Source organism: Pseudoalteromonas agarivorans (assembly GCF_024518735.1).
GTDB lineage: Bacteria > Pseudomonadota > Gammaproteobacteria > Enterobacterales > Alteromonadaceae > Pseudoalteromonas > Pseudoalteromonas atlantica.
On record NZ_JANIGJ010000005.1, the window covers coordinates 255,771 to 272,792 of the forward strand.

The 17,022-nt window shown below is 41.2% G+C and carries 18 protein-coding genes; 14 read left to right on the forward strand and 4 right to left on the reverse strand.

Annotated elements, in window-relative coordinates; genetic code table 11:
• Positions 1–35: 35 nt before the first annotated feature.
• Both NQT65_RS11310 and NQT65_RS11315 read left to right on the forward strand, forming a co-directional pair.
• A complete protein-coding gene (locus NQT65_RS11310; protein WP_276537847.1) occupies positions 36–815 on the forward strand; it encodes a DUF481 domain-containing protein in 780 nt (259 codons plus the stop codon).
• A gap of 16 nt (positions 816–831) precedes the next feature.
• The gene (locus NQT65_RS11315; RefSeq protein WP_004586216.1) at positions 832–1,320 is read left to right on the forward strand and encodes a hypothetical protein; all 489 of its coding nucleotides are present in this window, start codon (positions 832–834) and stop codon (positions 1,318–1,320) included.
• Between the two features lie 41 nt (positions 1,321–1,361).
• On the opposite strand, the gene NQT65_RS11320 is transcribed toward NQT65_RS11315, so the two are convergent.
• Together NQT65_RS11320 and ygfZ are read right to left on the reverse strand one after the other, a co-directional pair.
• Entirely contained in the window at positions 1,362–1,847 is a 486-nt protein-coding gene (locus NQT65_RS11320) for an FKBP-type peptidyl-prolyl cis-trans isomerase (protein ID WP_004586217.1), read from the reverse strand.
• Positions 1,848–1,859: 12 nt separating this feature from the next.
• Positions 1,860–2,771 (reverse strand): CAF17-like 4Fe-4S cluster assembly/insertion protein YgfZ, encoded by a 912-nt coding sequence (gene ygfZ, locus NQT65_RS11325; protein ID WP_256851215.1) that lies wholly within the window; start codon positions 2,769–2,771, stop codon positions 1,860–1,862.
• A gap of 162 nt (positions 2,772–2,933) precedes the next feature.
• Between ygfZ and NQT65_RS11330 the strand changes: the two genes are divergently transcribed.
• Positions 2,934–3,185, forward strand: a complete 252-nt coding sequence (locus NQT65_RS11330; RefSeq protein ID WP_004586219.1) for an FAD assembly factor SdhE — start codon at positions 2,934–2,936, stop codon at positions 3,183–3,185.
• A complete protein-coding gene (locus NQT65_RS11335; protein ID WP_138684439.1) occupies positions 3,178–3,597 on the forward strand; it encodes a hypothetical protein in 420 nt (139 codons plus the stop codon). Before NQT65_RS11330 ends, NQT65_RS11335 begins: the two co-directional genes overlap by 8 nt.
• On the opposite strand, the gene nadB is transcribed toward NQT65_RS11335, so the two are convergent.
• Positions 3,572–5,182 (reverse strand): L-aspartate oxidase, encoded by a 1,611-nt coding sequence (gene nadB / locus NQT65_RS11340; protein WP_024033085.1) that lies wholly within the window; start codon positions 5,180–5,182, stop codon positions 3,572–3,574. The genes NQT65_RS11335 and nadB overlap by 26 nt on opposite strands.
• Before the next feature lie 245 nt (positions 5,183–5,427).
• On the opposite strand from nadB, the gene rpoE reads away from it, so the two are divergent.
• The 10 genes from rpoE (at position 5,428) to pdxJ (ending at position 14,058) form a co-directional block, all read left to right on the forward strand.
• Entirely contained in the window at positions 5,428–6,009 is a 582-nt protein-coding gene (gene rpoE / locus NQT65_RS11345) for an RNA polymerase sigma factor RpoE (protein WP_004586222.1), read from the forward strand.
• 1 nt (position 6,010) lies between these two features.
• On the forward strand, positions 6,011–6,637 hold the full coding sequence (locus tag NQT65_RS11350; RefSeq protein ID WP_055015366.1) for a sigma-E factor negative regulatory protein: 627 nt from the start codon (positions 6,011–6,013) through the stop codon (positions 6,635–6,637).
• Between the two features lie 4 nt (positions 6,638–6,641).
• Entirely contained in the window at positions 6,642–7,592 is a 951-nt protein-coding gene (locus NQT65_RS11355) for a MucB/RseB C-terminal domain-containing protein (protein WP_054982697.1), read from the forward strand.
• A 19-nt stretch (positions 7,593–7,611) separates the two neighbouring features.
• Positions 7,612–8,061, forward strand: coding sequence for a SoxR reducing system RseC family protein (locus NQT65_RS11360; RefSeq protein WP_126007926.1), 450 nt, complete (start codon positions 7,612–7,614; stop codon positions 8,059–8,061).
• A gap of 189 nt (positions 8,062–8,250) precedes the next feature.
• A complete protein-coding gene (gene lepA, locus NQT65_RS11365) occupies positions 8,251–10,038 on the forward strand; it encodes a translation elongation factor 4 (protein ID WP_004586226.1) in 1,788 nt (595 codons plus the stop codon).
• A gap of 16 nt (positions 10,039–10,054) precedes the next feature.
• Complete coding sequence (gene lepB / locus NQT65_RS11370; RefSeq protein WP_256851216.1) at positions 10,055–10,990, forward strand: signal peptidase I; 936 nt, start codon at positions 10,055–10,057, stop codon at positions 10,988–10,990.
• Between the two features lie 2 nt (positions 10,991–10,992).
• Positions 10,993–11,670, forward strand: coding sequence for a ribonuclease III (gene rnc / locus NQT65_RS11375; protein WP_004586228.1), 678 nt, complete (start codon positions 10,993–10,995; stop codon positions 11,668–11,670).
• Positions 11,660–12,592: a GTPase Era gene (gene era, locus NQT65_RS11380; RefSeq protein ID WP_004586229.1), complete on the forward strand. Its 933-nt coding sequence runs from the start codon at positions 11,660–11,662 to the stop codon at positions 12,590–12,592. The genes rnc and era overlap by 11 nt, the downstream gene beginning before the upstream one ends.
• 20 nt (positions 12,593–12,612) lie before the next feature.
• Positions 12,613–13,305, forward strand: coding sequence for a DNA repair protein RecO (gene recO / locus NQT65_RS11385; RefSeq protein WP_126007919.1), 693 nt, complete (start codon positions 12,613–12,615; stop codon positions 13,303–13,305).
• Positions 13,306–13,326: 21 nt separating this feature from the next.
• The gene (gene pdxJ, locus NQT65_RS11390; RefSeq protein WP_004586231.1) at positions 13,327–14,058 is read left to right on the forward strand and encodes a pyridoxine 5'-phosphate synthase; all 732 of its coding nucleotides are present in this window, start codon (positions 13,327–13,329) and stop codon (positions 14,056–14,058) included.
• A 103-nt stretch (positions 14,059–14,161) separates the two neighbouring features.
• On the opposite strand, the gene barA is transcribed toward pdxJ, so the two are convergent.
• Positions 14,162–16,936 carry a two-component sensor histidine kinase BarA gene (gene barA / locus NQT65_RS11395; RefSeq protein ID WP_256851217.1) on the reverse strand — a complete coding sequence of 925 codons (2,775 nt, stop codon included), beginning with the start codon at positions 16,934–16,936 and terminating at the stop codon, positions 14,162–14,164.
• Positions 16,937–17,022: the final 86 nt, after the last annotated feature.

Genomic DNA, 17,022 nt, shown 5'->3' on the forward strand with positions numbered 1-17,022 from the left:
CCGTGCATAAGTATTTACTATTCGTGTTTTTAATAATGAGCAGCCGATGTTGGGCTGTTGATCCATTTGAAGACTTTCATGAATATGGACAACTCTCTGATGAAGAAATTCACGAGTTACATAAAGGCGAAATGCTTTATGGCGATACTGAATTTGGCTTGATTTTAAGTAAGGGTAATACTAACTCTACCAGCTTTAAGTTTAGAGGAAATTTATACCAAGACTTCGAAAATTGGCGTAACCAATTTAAATTAGACACCTTGTATAAACGAGATCAAAACGAAGATACAGGGCAAACCGATGTAACGGCAGACCGTATTTTTGTCTCTGCACAAGGTAACTACAAAGTGGGCGTTAAAAACTCTTCATTTTTTATTTACGGTGACTACGAAGAAGATAAATTTAGTGGCCTAGATTACAAAAGTACAGTGGCTACAGGCTATGGAGCCAGAGTTTATCAAGGTGTAAAAAATAAAGTAGATATTGATATTGGCCCAGGTTTATATCGCTCCGTCGCTGATGATGAGTCAGAGGTAAGCGAAGAAGATGAAAACAAAACCGGTTATTTAGTTCGTATTGCAATGCAGTGGGAGCGTTTGGTATCAAAGCGCACGCGCTTTAATCAAGATGTGAGTATTGAGCAGTCTTTGTCGGGGTTAAATTCGCGTTTGAAGTCAGAAACCGCTTTGATTAGCCAAGTCATAGGTGCGGTATCGTTAAAGTTTGCCTACATGTATCGTTATAATTCAAAACCTGAAGACGATAACCTTAAATACGACTCAGAATTAAGCGCCACGTTGGTGTATAGTTTTTAATAATAAAGAGAGCGTTATGTATCAGCATAAACAATATGCGGTGTTTATATTTTTTGTTTTAGCATGGATAGGCGGCTTTGTAGCCTTAGCCTGGAACTTAATGGGCGCCGATGTGCCATTAATGGTATTTGCCGGTGTATTGGTTTTAGTCGGCTTTTTGTTTCATGGTTTAACCGTAAAAGTTGACGAGCAAACAATTAGTTGGGCTTTTGGCCCTGGCGTTGCGGGGCAACGATTAGCACTAGCTGACATAGTAGAGGCTAAAGCGGTGCAAAACTCTTACCGCCATGGTATTGGTATTCGTATTACGCATGATGGGTGGGTGTATTCTGTATCAGGGTTTAGTGCGCTACAGTTAACCTTAAAAGACGGTACTAAGTACCGAGTGGGAACAAATGATCAGCAAGGCTTATTACGTGCGCTTGAGGGTAAAATAACACCCAGTGAAACTCCTTTAGAGGAACCGGCGCCAATAAAAACCGCGACCTACAACAATATGTTATAAAAAAAGCGCCTTAGGCGCTTTTTTTATAAACGGCGGTATGATTAGTGATCGTGACCACAACCGCCTTCACCGTGCACGTGGCCGTGCGCAAGCTCTTCTTCGGTTGCTTCGCGCACCTCTAAAATTTCTACATCAAAATTAAGGGTAATACCCGAAAGCGGGTGGTTGCCATCAACTATAACGTCTTCATCTTGAATCTCGATAATCATCACAGATTGATCACCATCATCAGTTGACGCTCTAAATTGCATACCCACTTCAATCTCCATGCCATCAAACATCGACTTAGGCACCGCTTGCATTAGGTTATCGTGACGTTCGCCGTAGCCTTCTTCAGGTTCTACTTTTACATTTAATGTATCACCGGCTTGCTTGCCTTGGAGTGCATTTTCAAGCCCTGGGATTAAGTAGCCTGTGCCAATAATAAAAACCAGTGGCTCGCCATCAAAAGAGTTATCAATGGTATTGCCATCGTTATCCAGTACTGAATAATGCATTTTTACTACTGTGTTTGGTGCAACGATCATAGTCATTCCTATTTATTCATCTTCAAGAGAGTAAGGTAGAGGCAGAATGCTTAGCTCTACCTGAGGGGTGTGCTTTGCACGAAGTACGTGTGTACTTGGTGTATCGTTTGGCAGCACAACAAGGCCAAATATGGTTTGGCTATTTTCGTTATAGCTTTGGGCAATTAGTTTACCAGCGCGGCGCCAGTTTTCGCCCACTTGGGTTTCAAGCTCAGGCTCTTCAAGTAGGCCATCGCTTTTACCTGTAACAATATACATAGCGCGTTTGTTTTTACCTAGGTACTTCATACGGGCAACCGTTTCTTGGCCGGTGTAACAGCCTTTTTTAAAACTAATGCCGTTAATCGCTTGAAGGTTTACCATTTGTGGTACGTATTCGCCAATGGCGTCACTATTTAATTGTGGCTCGCCCGCTTTTATAGCGGCTTCTTGCCATAGTGCGCAGTTATCTAATGTAGACACATCATCTGGCATACTAAATTGGCTATCAACCATTAGTAAAACGCGATTTGGCGCTAACTTAAGGGCTTTACCACTTGGGAAGTCACAGGCCGTTTGGTCATCAGAAAAACGAATATCAAGTTTTTCTAGTACTGGGGTTAAATCGTCACTGATCAACCCGATTAATCTGTTCGTAGAAACATCAATATCTACTTTGGCAAACACAGCGTATTTTTTTAGCTCACTGAGCGACTTCTCTACCTCAGGCTGTGAACCTGCTAAGTAGTAGCTATCTTGGTGAGAAAATAATTTAAATACACCCCACAACTTGCCTTTGGCGCTGCAGTGACCAGCCCATAAATAATTGCTGTTAGATAGTTTATTGAGATCTTGAGTGATTTGTCCGTGAAGATAAGACAATTTATCCGCACCGGTTAGGCTAATAAGTTGGTGAGATAACGGACATGCATAAACGCTCGACATAAAAACCTTCTGTGCAATACAAATGAGTAGACATAATAACGCAGTTATAACCTAGGGTACAGCAACGAAGGCGGGCAGTTTTTTATTATTTGAACACAGATTAATAGCTGCTAATTAGGCGGGTATTTGTTAAACTCGGGGCAATTAAGTATGAGGTTTAAAATGACTGAAATTCATAGTAAAGCACGTATACGCTGGGCTTGTCGCCGCGGCATGTTAGAGTTAGATGTTTTGTTTATGCCATTTGTAGAGCAGGCGTATGATTCGTTAAATGCACAGCAACAGGCTGTATTTCAGCGTTTGCTAACCCAAGAAGACCCTGATTTATTTGCATGGTTTATGGGCCATGAAGAGTGTAAAGATGCTGAGCTTAATACCATGGTATCGCTAATTTTAGACCGAGTTCGTGTATAGGTTTACGGTAGTAAATAATAAAGCAGAACAGCGGCCTGTGGTGCTGTTTTTCTGCTTATTAAGTGTGGTATTAGGGCTTTATTTAAGCTCTTTTTTTAGCATTGTTGTTTGTATAACTGTAAATGCAATTGCGCTTTGCTGGGTATGGCAAAAAATAGTGGCTATTCACCCTGAAAGTGGCGTTATTATTTTAGAGCCTAAGCAAATACGCTTTGAAAATGAAAATTTAAAAGTTCAGGGGCAAATAACCCCTAAAACAAAAATATTAAATACCAGTGTGTGGTTACACATTAAAGGTTTTAATAAACGCCAATGGCTTATTATTTCAGCTAATGGCGTAAATAAGCAAAGCTACGCACGTTTAAAGCGCGCAGCATTGATTGCCATTAATGGCGAGGTGGAATCAAAATAGTAGGTGTTGGGTTTTCATTTTGCTCAGGGTAGTCAATCGTATAGTGAAGGCCGCGGCTTTCTTTACGCTGCATTGCACTTCTAATTATCAGTTCGGCTACTTGCACTAAATTACGAAGCTCCAATAAGTTATTACTTACTCTAAAGTTTGCGTAATAATCATGTATTTCTTGTTGTAATAACTCAACACGGTGCAGTGCTCGCTCTAGGCGTTTAGTTGAGCGCACAATGCCTACATAATCCCACATAAATAACCGCAGTTCGTGCCAGTTATGGGTAATAACAATTTCTTCATCAGAATTACTTACTCGGCTTTCATCCCAGCTTGGCAGCGCAAGTGGTGCTGGCGCATGCTCAAGTTTACTTAAAATATCTTTAGCGGCAGCGTGAGCAAATACAATGCACTCTAATAATGAATTGCTCGCCATACGGTTAGCGCCGTGCAAACCTGTGTAGGCGACTTCGCCTACAGCGTATAAGTTATCTAAATCGGTTTTACCGTTAAAGTCGCTCATTACACCGCCACACGTATAATGCGCGGCAGGAACAACCGGGATGGCTTCTTTGGTTATATCAAGCCCTACACTTAAACACTTTGCGTAAATAGTAGGGAAGTGCTCAATGATAAAGTCTTTATCTTTGTGGCTAATATCTAGGTATACACAATTTGCACCTAAACGCTTCATTTCAAAGTCGATAGCACGGGCTACTATGTCGCGCGGTGCCAGCTCTTCTCTATCGTCAAAGTCTTTCATAAAGCGAGTGCCGTCGGGGCGCTTTAAATACGCTCCTTCACCGCGCATAGCTTCGGTAATTAAGAAGTTTTGTAGCTCTGGATGATAAAGGCTTGTGGGGTGAAACTGGTTAAATTCCATATTGGCTACCCTACAGCCTGCACGCCACGCCATGGCAATACCGTCACCGCTAGATACATCAGGGTTTGAAGTGTACAAATACACCTTGCTTGCCCCCCCTGTTGCGAGCGCTACAAATTTAGCGGAAATAGTTTCTACTTTTTTTGCTTTTTTATTCCACACGTACATGCCATGAATATGCGAGCCCGGCTTACCTAAGCTTTTATCGCTAATCAAATCGATGGCGTTGTATTGCTCGAGCAGGGTAATGTTTTTATGCGCTTTAACTTGGCTAATTAACGTGGTTTGTACGGCTTTACCAGTGGCATCGGCTGCATGTAAAATACGGCGATGGCTGTGTCCGCCTTCGCGGGTTAAATGAAAGCGCTCTTTTCCTTTGCTATCAAATTCCATATCAAAAGGAACGCCTTGCTCAATGAGCCATTGTAAACACTGATGCGCATTACTTGCAGTATAATGCACAGCTTCTCGGTCACATAAACCACCGCCGGCATCAAGGGTATCTTCAACATGTGATTCTATGCTGTCGTTTTTTTTATCAAATACTGCGGCAATCCCGCCTTGTGCATACAGTGTAGAGCCTTCGGTGAGGGCACCTTTACTGATCACAGTAACATTACAATAGTTAGCTAAAGACAATGCAAGAGATAAGCCCGCCGCGCCGCTACCGATAATAGCGACATCAGCAATATGATGTTTATTTTGGTTCATGTCAGAGGTACTTTGCGGTTACAATGCTCAAATTAGAGCAATATTTGTTTTTAATAATGTAGTTGTATCATATTTGTCATATTACTACGTAGTGATTTTAATGGCTTAGCGCCGTTATTTACGACTATTTTATAAAAAAATAATATTAAGCAGAACTTTTTATTCATAAAGAGGTCAGAGTATTTGTGAACAATGGCGACACTATGAATAACCAGCAAGAATCAAACAGAGGAGTACCGGCTCGAATGAGCGAGCAGGAATTAGATTTAGCGCTTGTAAAAAGGGTCCAGCAAGGAGATAAAAACGCCTTCAACCTATTAGTAAAGAAGTATCAGAACAAAATTGCAGGGTTAATTTCACGTTATGTGTCTAACCAAGGCGATATTGCAGATGTAGCACAAGAGGCATTTATTAAGGCCTACCGTGCACTTCCAAACTTTAGAGGTGATAGTGCCTTTTATACGTGGTTATACCGTATTGCCGTTAATTGTGCTAAAAATTATTTAGTAGCTCAGGGCCGTAAACCGCCAGCAAACGATATAGACGCTGAAGATGCCGAGTTTTATGACGGTGCGGATTCGATGCGTTCAAACGCATCGCCTGAAAACTTACTGTTAAGCGACGAAGTACGCGCTGTTATTTTTAATACGATTGATAGTTTGCCTGAAGACCTTAAAACCGCGATTACCCTAAGAGAAATCGAAGGGATGAGCTATGAAGAAATAGCCGTGGTAATGGATTGCCCTGTTGGGACAGTACGTTCGCGTATTTTTAGAGCCCGAGAAGCAATAGATAATAAATTAAACCCATTAATAGGCGAGTCTTAGTATGACAAAAGCACACGTTAACAAGTTGGATAGCGAAACGTTATCAGCATTACTTGACGGCGAACAACACCTTGCAGAGGGTAAAATTTCTGATCAGGATGTTGCTACGTTTGGTCGATATGCGCTAATTGGTGATGCGATGCGTGCTCAAAAAAATAACAACGACATACACATAGATATAAGCGATAACATCGCCTTAGCACTTGAAAGTGAGCCTGTGTATGCCGATTTCACCCAATCGACAGCAAACAAAACACCTGATACCGAGCACAGTGAAGCGCAGCAAGATAACAAAGTAGTGGCGTTTAATTGGCGCAAGCCGGTTGCACAACTTGCTATTGCTGCAAGCGTAGCTATGTTTGCCATTGTTGGCGTAAATACCTTGCCACAAGGTGCGGGTGAGCAAGAAAGCGAAATTCCGCTTTTACAAACTACCCCGTTAACAGGTATGGCGTCGCCGGTGAGTTACTCATCAGAACCTGCTCTTGAAAACGCTGAGCAGGGTTTACGCGAATTACAGCAACAACGCATTGGTGCGTTAGTTTTAGAGCATCAACGTCAAGCACGTGTTGCACACTCTTTGCAAACAGCGCAAAATAGTGACAAAGCGCAAGAGGAAAAAAACTAATTAAATGAAAGTAATCACTTTTGTTCTGTCGTTAGTATTAAGCTTTAATGTTTTTGCTAACGACACAAATCCCGCCAAAGATTTATTACTAAACATGGCGAACGCAGTGCATACCCGTAATTTTGACGCCTCTTTTGTGGTGGTAAAGGGTAAAGCCATGGAACCTTACCGTTGGGTGCATGCAAAGCAAGGTGAAACAGAGCTTGAGCATTTAAGTTTACTTAATGGCGCGGGCTTAGAAATGGTGAGAATTAACGACCAAGTAACCTACTTTGAACCGCAATCGCAGCCATATTCTATAAATACAGACTCCATTGCTGGGCCAATACCTGAAGTATTATTTAAAGATATTGAAGCGCTAAGCAGCCAATATGATTTTGTGCTAGGTGGTAAAGGCCGTATTGCAGGGCGAGCGGCGCAACTGGTGAGAATAGAATCAAAAGATGAATACAAATATAACTACTGGATTTGGCTTGATACAGAGTCATCGCTGTTATTAAAAGCCGCGTATGTTAACCACCAAGGTGAAGCATTAGAGCAGCTACAGTTAACCCATATTAGCGTAACAGAGCAACCAGCACCGATGATTTTAGAAGTGCTCAACCGTAATTTTCCAACGCCGTTACCAGGTAACGCACTGGAAGGTGAAAAAAGTAATGCCACAAACTGGCGCATTGGTTGGTTACCTAATGGCTTTAAATTACTAAAATCAGACCGCCATAAACTTGATTTAAACAACGAACTTACTGACTATTATTTATATTCTGACGGGTTTGTTGAAATTTCTGTTTTTGTACAGCGCCCCTTACCAGGTCGCCGCTTAAGCGGATCATTAACTTCTGGCGCAACGACAATTTATGTGCATAATGGCGGAAACTTTGATGTATCTGTTGTTGGTAATGTGCCAAGCCAAACCGCAAAGGCAATTGCTGAGTCAGTGACTCGCGCATTATAAACAATTCGTAAGGGTTGTTATGATTGAACAAACACTTACAGTGGTTGCCCTAGATGGCGCCACTGCCCACTTAGAAGCCCAGCAAAAAAAAGCCTGCGAAGGGTGTAATGGTCGCTGTGGCTCGCAAGTCTTTGCCAAACTCTTTGGTAGCGATAAAAAAACCTTTCCATATCAATTTGATACTCCTGTAGAAGTGGGCCAAAAAGTAACGCTCTCATTAGATGATTCGCATTTAGTCAAACATGCTTTTGCTGTATACATGCTGCCTTTATTTTTAGGATTAACGCTTGCATTTATTAGTGCCGAATTACTACTTTTAGCGCAGGGATGGCAAATATTATTCGCCGCTTTGGGCGGTGTAGGTGGTTACTTTTTAGCTAAAAGCAAAGTAAAAACACTCAGGCATGATGTAAAAGTGATAAAAATTCATCCAATTAGCCTTCCTTTAACGCAAATAGATGGTGATTAAGGCCAATTAAATGTAAAATTGCCGTTTTATACCAGAGTAACTTGGAAATACAGGGTAAAAAGGCAATCAAAAATTTGATTATCTAAAGCGCATTTAGCCATTTATATAGCACTTATACCCAATAAGTATTTTCAAGTCACTCAGGTGTTCGTACTTAGCCTATTAAAATAGAAGTTTAGAATCCAGTTTATGAAGCATATCCGTAATTTTTCGATCATCGCCCATATTGACCATGGTAAATCGACCCTTTCAGATCGTTTGATCCAGGTTTGTGGTGGCTTAACAGACCGCGAAATGCAAAAGCAAGTGTTAGATTCAATGGACATCGAGCGTGAGCGCGGTATTACCATTAAAGCTCAAAGTGTAACGCTTAACTACACTGCTAACGATGGCGAAACCTACCAACTTAACTTTATCGATACACCTGGGCACGTTGACTTTACTTATGAAGTTTCTCGCTCTTTAGCGGCATGTGAAGGTGCGCTTTTAGTTGTTGATGCCGGACAAGGTGTTGAAGCACAAACGCTGGCAAACTGTTATACCGCCATTGAAATGGATTTAGAAGTAATCCCTGTTTTAAATAAAATAGATTTACCGCAAGCCGATCCGCTTCGTGTAGCAGAAGAAATTGAAGACATTATTGGTATTGATGCCCTAGACGCTGTGCAATGTAGTGCTAAAACAGGTGTTGGTATTGCTGAAGTACTTGAAATGATTGTAAAGGATATCCCACCACCGGTAGGTGAAAAAGATCAACCTTTACAGGCGCTTATTATTGACTCGTGGTTTGACCCATACCAAGGTGTTGTATCACTAGTACGTATTAAGCACGGTGAACTACGTGCCGGCGACAAAATAAAAATAATGTCGAACGAGCAAGTACATACAGCTGATCACGTGGGTATTTTTACCCCTAAACAAACCAACACGGGTATTTTACGTACCGGCGAAGTAGGGTTTGTTATTGCCGGTATTAAAGAAATACACGGCGCCCCAGTGGGCGATACGATTACGCATCAAAAAAATGCGGCACCAGCGCGTTTACCAGGCTTTCAAAAAATTAAGCCGCAAGTATATGCAGGTATGTTCCCAATTGCCTCTGATGATTATGAATCGTTCCGCGATGCACTTAATAAACTAAGCTTAAATGATGCGTCGTTATTTTTTGAACCTGAAAATTCAACAGCACTGGGTTTTGGTTTCCGCTGTGGCTTTTTAGGTATGCTACACATGGAAATTATTCAAGAACGTTTAGAGCGTGAATACGATATTGATTTAATTACCACGGCACCTACTGTAATCTACGAAGTAGTAACCAAAGAAGGTACGAGTCAAATTGATAACCCGTCTGACTTACCGGCGGTTAATGATATTGTTGAAATACGCGAACCAGTAGTAGAGGCAAACATACTTGTACCGCAAGAGTTTTTAGGTAGCGTTATTACTCTGTGTGTAGAAAAGCGTGGTATGCAAACTAAAATGAGTTATCACGGCAAGCAAGTCGCTGTAACTTATGAGCTACCTATGGCTGAAGTGGTTATGGACTTTTTTGATAAATTAAAGTCAACCAGTCGTGGTTTTGCATCGCTTGATTACAACTTTAAGCACTTTCAAACATCAGACATGGTACGTGTTGATATACTTATCAATGGCGAACGTGTTGATGCGCTCGCTATAATTGTTCACCGCGACAGTGCACAATCACGCGGCCGCCAACTTGCTGATGCGTTAAAAGAGCTTATTCCGCGTCAAATGTTTGATATTGCGATTCAAGCTGCAATAGGACAACATGTTATTGCCCGTACTACGGTTAAGCAATTACGTAAAAATGTAATCGCTAAGTGTTACGGTGGTGACGTGAGCCGTAAGAAAAAGCTACTGCAAAAGCAAAAAGATGGTAAAAAACGAATGAAGCAATTGGGTAACGTAGAAGTACCGCAAGAAGCGTTTCTAGCTATTTTGAAAGTTGGTAAATAAAAACAAAGGATTATAGATGGCTGGTTATTTCTCAGTTTTATTGGTGTTATTAACGTTAGGCTCAGGTTTAATATGGTTAATTGACCACCTAATGTATGCGCCAAAAAGGCAAGAGCGTTTGGCGCTTGCCCAAACATCTGCCGGTGGCCAGCTTGATGAAGAAACAGCGGCGTTAATTGCACCTGAGCCGGCAATTACAGAAACTGCAAAATCGATTTTTCCGATGATTGCAGCTATTACTATTTTTAGGTCGTTTATTTTTGAGCCTTTTCAAATACCGTCAGGTTCAATGATGCCAACCCTGTTGGTAGGCGACTTTATTTTAGTACAAAAGTACTCGTACGGGATTAAAGACCCAGTATGGCGTAGCCAGCTTGTAGATGTAGGCGAGCCTGAACGCGGCGATATTGTTGTTTTTAAATACCCGTTAGATGAGCGAGTAGATTATATAAAACGTGCTATTGGTTTACCGGGCGATAAAATTGTTTATCGTGATAAGCGTTTATATATTCAACCTAATTGTAAAGAAGACGAGACCCAGCAGGGTGACCTACTTTGTAATGAGTTTAATAAAATTGATTTTAAATTAATTAACGATAATGAGTTTAAACAAGGCCAAATGTCGCTTGCCCGAGTAAATGAAGATTTAACGACACTCAAGCACGACATTTTAATCAACCCACGCGCACCTGAACGTAAAGGGCGTTACTATCAGCAACCAGGGACTCCTTCGGATGAATGGACTGTACCAGCTGATCATTATTTTATGATGGGTGATAACCGCGACAACAGCCAAGATAGTCGCTTTTGGGGCTTTGTACCAAAAGAAAACTTGGTGGGTAAAGCTGTCTTTATATGGATGAGTTTTGAATTTGAGAATGGCCCAGATGATGTTTTACCAGGATGGGTTCCAACTGGTGTTCGTTTTGAACGCCTAGGTAATATTCAGTAACAATGAAAAAAAATGTAACAGAATTATATAAACGAATTGGCTACGAATTTGCTGATCAAGGTTTACTTGAACAGGCAATGACGCACCGCAGTCATAAAGGTCAACACAACGAACGCTTAGAGTTTTTAGGCGATTCAATTTTGAGCTTTGTTATTGCCAATGCTTTGTACGACAAATTTCCAAAAGCGCGTGAAGGCGATTTAAGCCGTATGCGCTCTACGCTTGTGCGTGGCCAAACACTTGCTGAATTTGGGCTAGAGTTTGGTTTAGGTGACTACTTGCGCCTTGGGCCGGGTGAGTTAAAAAGCGGTGGTTTTCGTCGTGAATCAACATTAGCTGATGCTGTAGAAGCCATTATAGGGGCTGTGTTTTTAGACTCAAACATAGACCGCTGTGGCGAGCTGATTTTAGCGTGGTACGAATCTCGACTTGATGCTATTTCACCAGGGCTTAATCAAAAAGATCCTAAGACCTTGCTGCAAGAGTATCTACAAGCGCGTAAGTTATCTTTACCGGGCTACACCGTTGTTGATACCAAAGGTCAAGCGCACAATCAAACGTTCACGGTTGAATGTATAGTTGAAGGTATGGATAGCATTATTTCTGTTGGTAGCTCGCGCCGTAAAGCCGAACAAAAAGCTGCCGAAAAAGCATTGAAGATACTAAAAAATGAATCTTGATACCTTAATACAGCCTCATGAAGGTGATATTGATACGTTTTGTGGCATGGTTGCCATTGTTGGCCGCCCTAATGTAGGTAAATCAACATTGCTTAATGAAATCATAGAGCAAAAAGTAAGTATTACCTCGCGCAAGCCACAAACAACTCGCCACCGTATTATGGGTATTCATACAGAAGGGCAACACCAAGCTGTTTATATTGATACTCCGGGCTTACACGTTGAAGAAAAGCGGGCTATTAACCGCTTAATGAACCGTGCTGCATCGAGTTCAATTGGTGATGTAGAGCTTATTATTTTTGTTGTTGAGGGCACTCACTGGAATGCCGATGACGAAATGGTACTTAATAAAGTATCGCAAAGTGGTAAGCCTGTTTTACTTGTTATTAATAAAATAGACCAAGTAAAAGACCGCGATTTAGTATTACCGCATATGAAGATGCTTGGCGACAAATTTGATTTTGTGGGCATAATGCCGGTATCGGCAACGCAAGGTAAAAACGTTGATTTAATTAAAGCCGAAGTAACTAAACGCTTACCACCGTGCGAATTTTACTTTCCTGATGACTATGTAACCGACCGCTCAATGCGTTTTATGGCGGCAGAAGTTATTCGTGAAAAGCTAATGCGCTTTATGGGCGAAGAGCTGCCGTATTCTGTCACTGTAGAAATTGAGCAGTTTAAATGGCAAGAAAACGGTGTTTGGCATATCAACGGGTTAATTCTTGTTGAGCGTGAAACCCAAAAACGCATGGTAATAGGTAACAAAGGCGAAAAGCTTAAAGTGATTGGCCGTGAAGCCCGTAAAGACCTTGAAGAAATGCTCGATAACAAAGTGTTTTTAGAGCTTTGGGTTAAAGTTAAATCGGGTTGGGCAGATGATGAACGTGCCTTAAGAAGTTTAGGCTATGGCGAAGATTAACCAGCATTTAGCCAACTAATATGGATAGCGACTTCTACACAGCGTACCTATTACACCGGCGTCCTTATAGCGACTCCCAAGTAATGCTCGATATGCTGGTAGAAGGCGTAGGCCAGCTTAGAATGCTAGCCAGAGTGAGTGGTCGCCAGGCCACTAAACACAAAGCACAATTACAGCCTTTTCAGGCACTGCTTGTTCATTACAGTGGCAAGTACGATTTAAAATACATTAATAAATTTGAGCTACATGGTAATCCTTTATATTTAACAAAGGATAAGCTTTACTGTGGCTTTTATTTAAATGAGCTGACTAACCGCATTGTGCCGGTAAACGAGCCACTTGAACAAGTGTTTGAGCTCTACAAAACTCACCTAGAGAACTTAAATAGCGATGTCAATTTACAGTCGGTGCTGCGCTCATACGAATTTCAATTATTAGAGTTGTTGGGTTATGGCGTTGACTTTAGCTTTGATGCCAGTGGTGAGCCAATTGATGAAAGACAAACGTATAGTTACTTTCCTGAGTTGGGTTTTTTGATGCAACAAGATACGCGTTCAGGGTTTAGCGGCGCGCAGCTCAAAGCGATTGCTAATCATGATTTTAGCCAAAGCGATGTACTCTATATGGCAAAACAATTAAGCCGTTATTTACTAAAACCTTTACTGGGTAATAAACCATTAAAAAGCCGTGAATTATTTATGGCCTCTCAATAAACATATTTTACAGGTAACAAAATGAAAGACATTCTTTTAGGCGTAAACGTTGATCATATTGCAACGCTTCGCCAAGCGCGTGGTACATCATACCCAGACCCAGCACATGCGGCCAGTGTGGCAGAGCACGCCGGTGCAGATGGTATTACTATTCATTTGCGTGAAGACCGCCGCCATATTCAAGACCGCGATGTATACGTAATGGCTAAAACGATTCAAACGCGTATGAATCTTGAAACAGCGGTTACAGATGAAATGATTAACATTGCCCTAGAAGTAAAGCCTGAGTACGTATGTTTAGTACCTGAAAAACGTGAAGAGCTTACGACCGAAGGCGGCCTAGATGTGGCTGGTAATGTAGATAAAATTAAAGCGGCCACTAAAACACTAACTGATGCGGGTATTAAAGTGTCATTATTTATTGACGCCGATAAAGCACAGTTAGATGCAGCTAAAGCGTGTGGTGCACCGTATGTAGAAATTCATACCGGCGCGTATGCAGATGCTACTAATGATGAAGATTTACACAAAGAGCTTGAGCACATACGAGAGGGTGTAAAATACGCGGCGAGCTTAGGCTTAATTGTAAATGCAGGACATGGCCTTCATTATCATAACGTAAAACCAATTGCTGCAATGCCTGAAATTTATGAGCTTAACATTGGCCACGCTATTATTGCGCGCGCAGCTATTGATGGCCTTGAAAAAGCAGTACGCGACATGAAACGCCTCATGATTGAGGCAAGGTTATAATTTAACCCTATGGTGGCACCAGTTCATAGAAATACTTAATTAAGTAAAATGGTATCAAAACCTGTAAAAAGCGCATTGTCTGCGCTTTTTTATTACGTATTTTTTAGCGTTGATGCTCGGTAACACTTGCATCTGCCATGAGGTTTTCCAGCTCATCCTGTAGCTCAAATAGTTCAGGCTCAACGTTATCTAGCACGCAGTCACTTTTAAGTGAGGTTTCTATGGTTTCTGCCAGTGATTTAAGCTTAGGCACACCGGTATAACAGCACGCGCCATGGAATTTGTGAATAATACTTAATACCGTTTGGCAATCGTTTTGCTCAATAGCCTCGTTGAGCTGCGAGAGTGTCTCTGGCACACTTTGTAACAGCATATTGAGCATTTCCAGCGCCAGCTCACCTTTGCCCCCTGCACGTTGTAGCGCAAGCGACCAATCTAAGCAGTTACTTTCAAATGGAGCAGGGCTTTGTGACGTTACACTTTTAATTTTGTCGCGGCTTACGGGCGATTGCGGACTATGATCGCATATAATTTGGCTCAGCATGTCCTCATCAATAGGCTTAGTTAAATAGCCTTTAAAGCCATCTTTTAATAGCTGCTCTTTTTCACTGTGCAGTGCATGCGCGGTTACCGCAATAATAGGTGTGTCTTCGTTTAAAGAAGACTCCTTAATAAGTTTACACGCGGTAATGCCATCCATAATCGGCATTTGTATGTCCATAAAAATAACATCGTACTTATGGCTTTTACTTAAGCTGTAGGCTTGCGAGCCATTATAAGCGGTGTCTATAAATTCAACTTGCTCTTTTAACAAGGTGCAAATAAGTTTTAAGTTTGCATCGTTGTCATCTACCACCAGTACTTTTAATGGCAATAATGTTTGGTCGCTTGGCTCAATATTTAAGGTTGGATGATCAAGGCGATAAGGCGCAGCCAGTACTTCACATAATTTACGATGATTAAGCGGCTTACTTAAGCACGCATCGGCGCCGCTGCCAATAAACGCTTCGCGCATATTATGCGATACCGTATTGAGCATAAGGTATAAATAATCGCACGACTCGCGAACCATATTCACATAGCTCTTAAGTCGCTGCATATCATCTACCGATGCCATATCACCAATAATACAAATATCGTACTTAAGAACTTTATGTTTGATGGCGTCTAAAAACGCTGCTTCATTAAAACAGGCGGTTACAACCGCTTCCCACTCGTTTAATACAGAAAGCACTGAGTGGTGCGTATGCTCGTGTGGCTCTAGGTATAATATGCGTTTACCAATAAGTGATTTAGAAGGTAAGTCGTTACTAAAGGTATGATCAGGCAACCTAAACACACCATTAAAGGTAAAACAGGTGCCGCTTCCCGGGGCTGAATTTAGCGTTATTCGGCCATTCATAGCCTCTACAATATGTTTAGTAATAATGAGACCTAAACCAGTGCCGCCAAATTTTCGGGTGATGGATGAATCTGCTTGGCCAAATGCAGTAAATAACGCATCTTGCTTATCCATTGGAATACCCACACCGGTATCGGTTACTGATACTAAAATAGAGGCGCGGTCTTCATCTAATAAGCGGTAGCTTATATCAACTTTTATAGAGCCTTTTTCAGTAAACTTAATGGCATTACTTAACAAGTTAATGAGTACTTGTTTAAGGCGAGTGGGGTCACCGGTTAAATCATCAGGCACTTGTGGGTTGATATAAATAGATAGCTCAAGTTGTTTTTCATGCGCCGAGGGAGCTAATAATGTCATAACCTCGTTTACGCTATCGCGCAGTTGAAACTGGATTGATTCAAGCTCCATTGCGCCTGCTTCAAGTTTAGAAAAATCTAAAATGTCGCTAATAATTGTCAATAAACTATTGGCAGAAAGCTCTATGGTATCGAGGTAATCTTTTTGATGTTTATTTAAAGGTGTTTTATACAATTGGCGCGTAAAGCCAATAACCCCATTAAGTGGGGTGCGTAACTCGTGACTCATTTTAGCTAAAAAGTCAGACTTAACGCGGTTAGCATCTTGAGCCTCTTTTTTGGCCATGGTTAGCTGAATATTTGAGGTTTCGTATTGCTCTAGGGTTTCGCGGTAATCACTCGTGGCTTGATCAATATTTTTCTGCATTTCGTCTTTTTGCATAACCATAGTGTGGGCAATGGTATTAAGCCCTTCACGCAAAAGTTCAAATTCGCCCATCATGGTGTCGTTTAAACCCGTGTCTCTTTTACCTTCAACTAGTTTGTCGGTGGCAAGTACTAACTTATTAAGCGGGTTCATAAACATACGGCTAAGCTTAAGCGCTAAAATAGATGCCAATATTATTGAAAATAAAATAACAATGCCGCTAATTAAAACCGCTCGCTGCTGGCCTATAATCGCTTGGTCTTTATTAAGTTGTAAAATAACGGTGCCAAGCGGGGTTTGAAAATCATTAATATCCCATTTTGATACCGGCGCAGAGTGATTAAAAATAGGGGTGTAGAACGTGATTAACTCTTCTGATTTATTAATTTTTGTTGTGTGAAGATTTTCAATTTGTTCTTTTTGAGTTAGTTCATCAAACGAGCGATGATAGTTACTGGTCATAATAAGCTGATTGCTGGTATCAAAAATAGCAATCGATTTAATGGTTGGGGAGTGCTTATTGTGTGTGTAACTAATCAGACGGTTGAGCAGCTTTTTATTTTTTTCAAGTAAAGGCTGCTCTAAAGCAATTGCTAAAGGTTCAGATATTGAGCTGCCTTGTTGATATAAAATTTCATCAAGCTCAATGTAACGATTTATTGTAAAATAGCCGCCAAGTAACAAGCCAATGATCACTGTGGGGATCAAGGTTAAGGTTAAAACAGAATCACGTAAGCCTAATTTGGTCATAATGGAAGCGTTATTATCATTATTAGTATGGATCGAGTATATACGGTTCATCGGCTATTCTCAAAGCATCTGATTTGCTTATACGT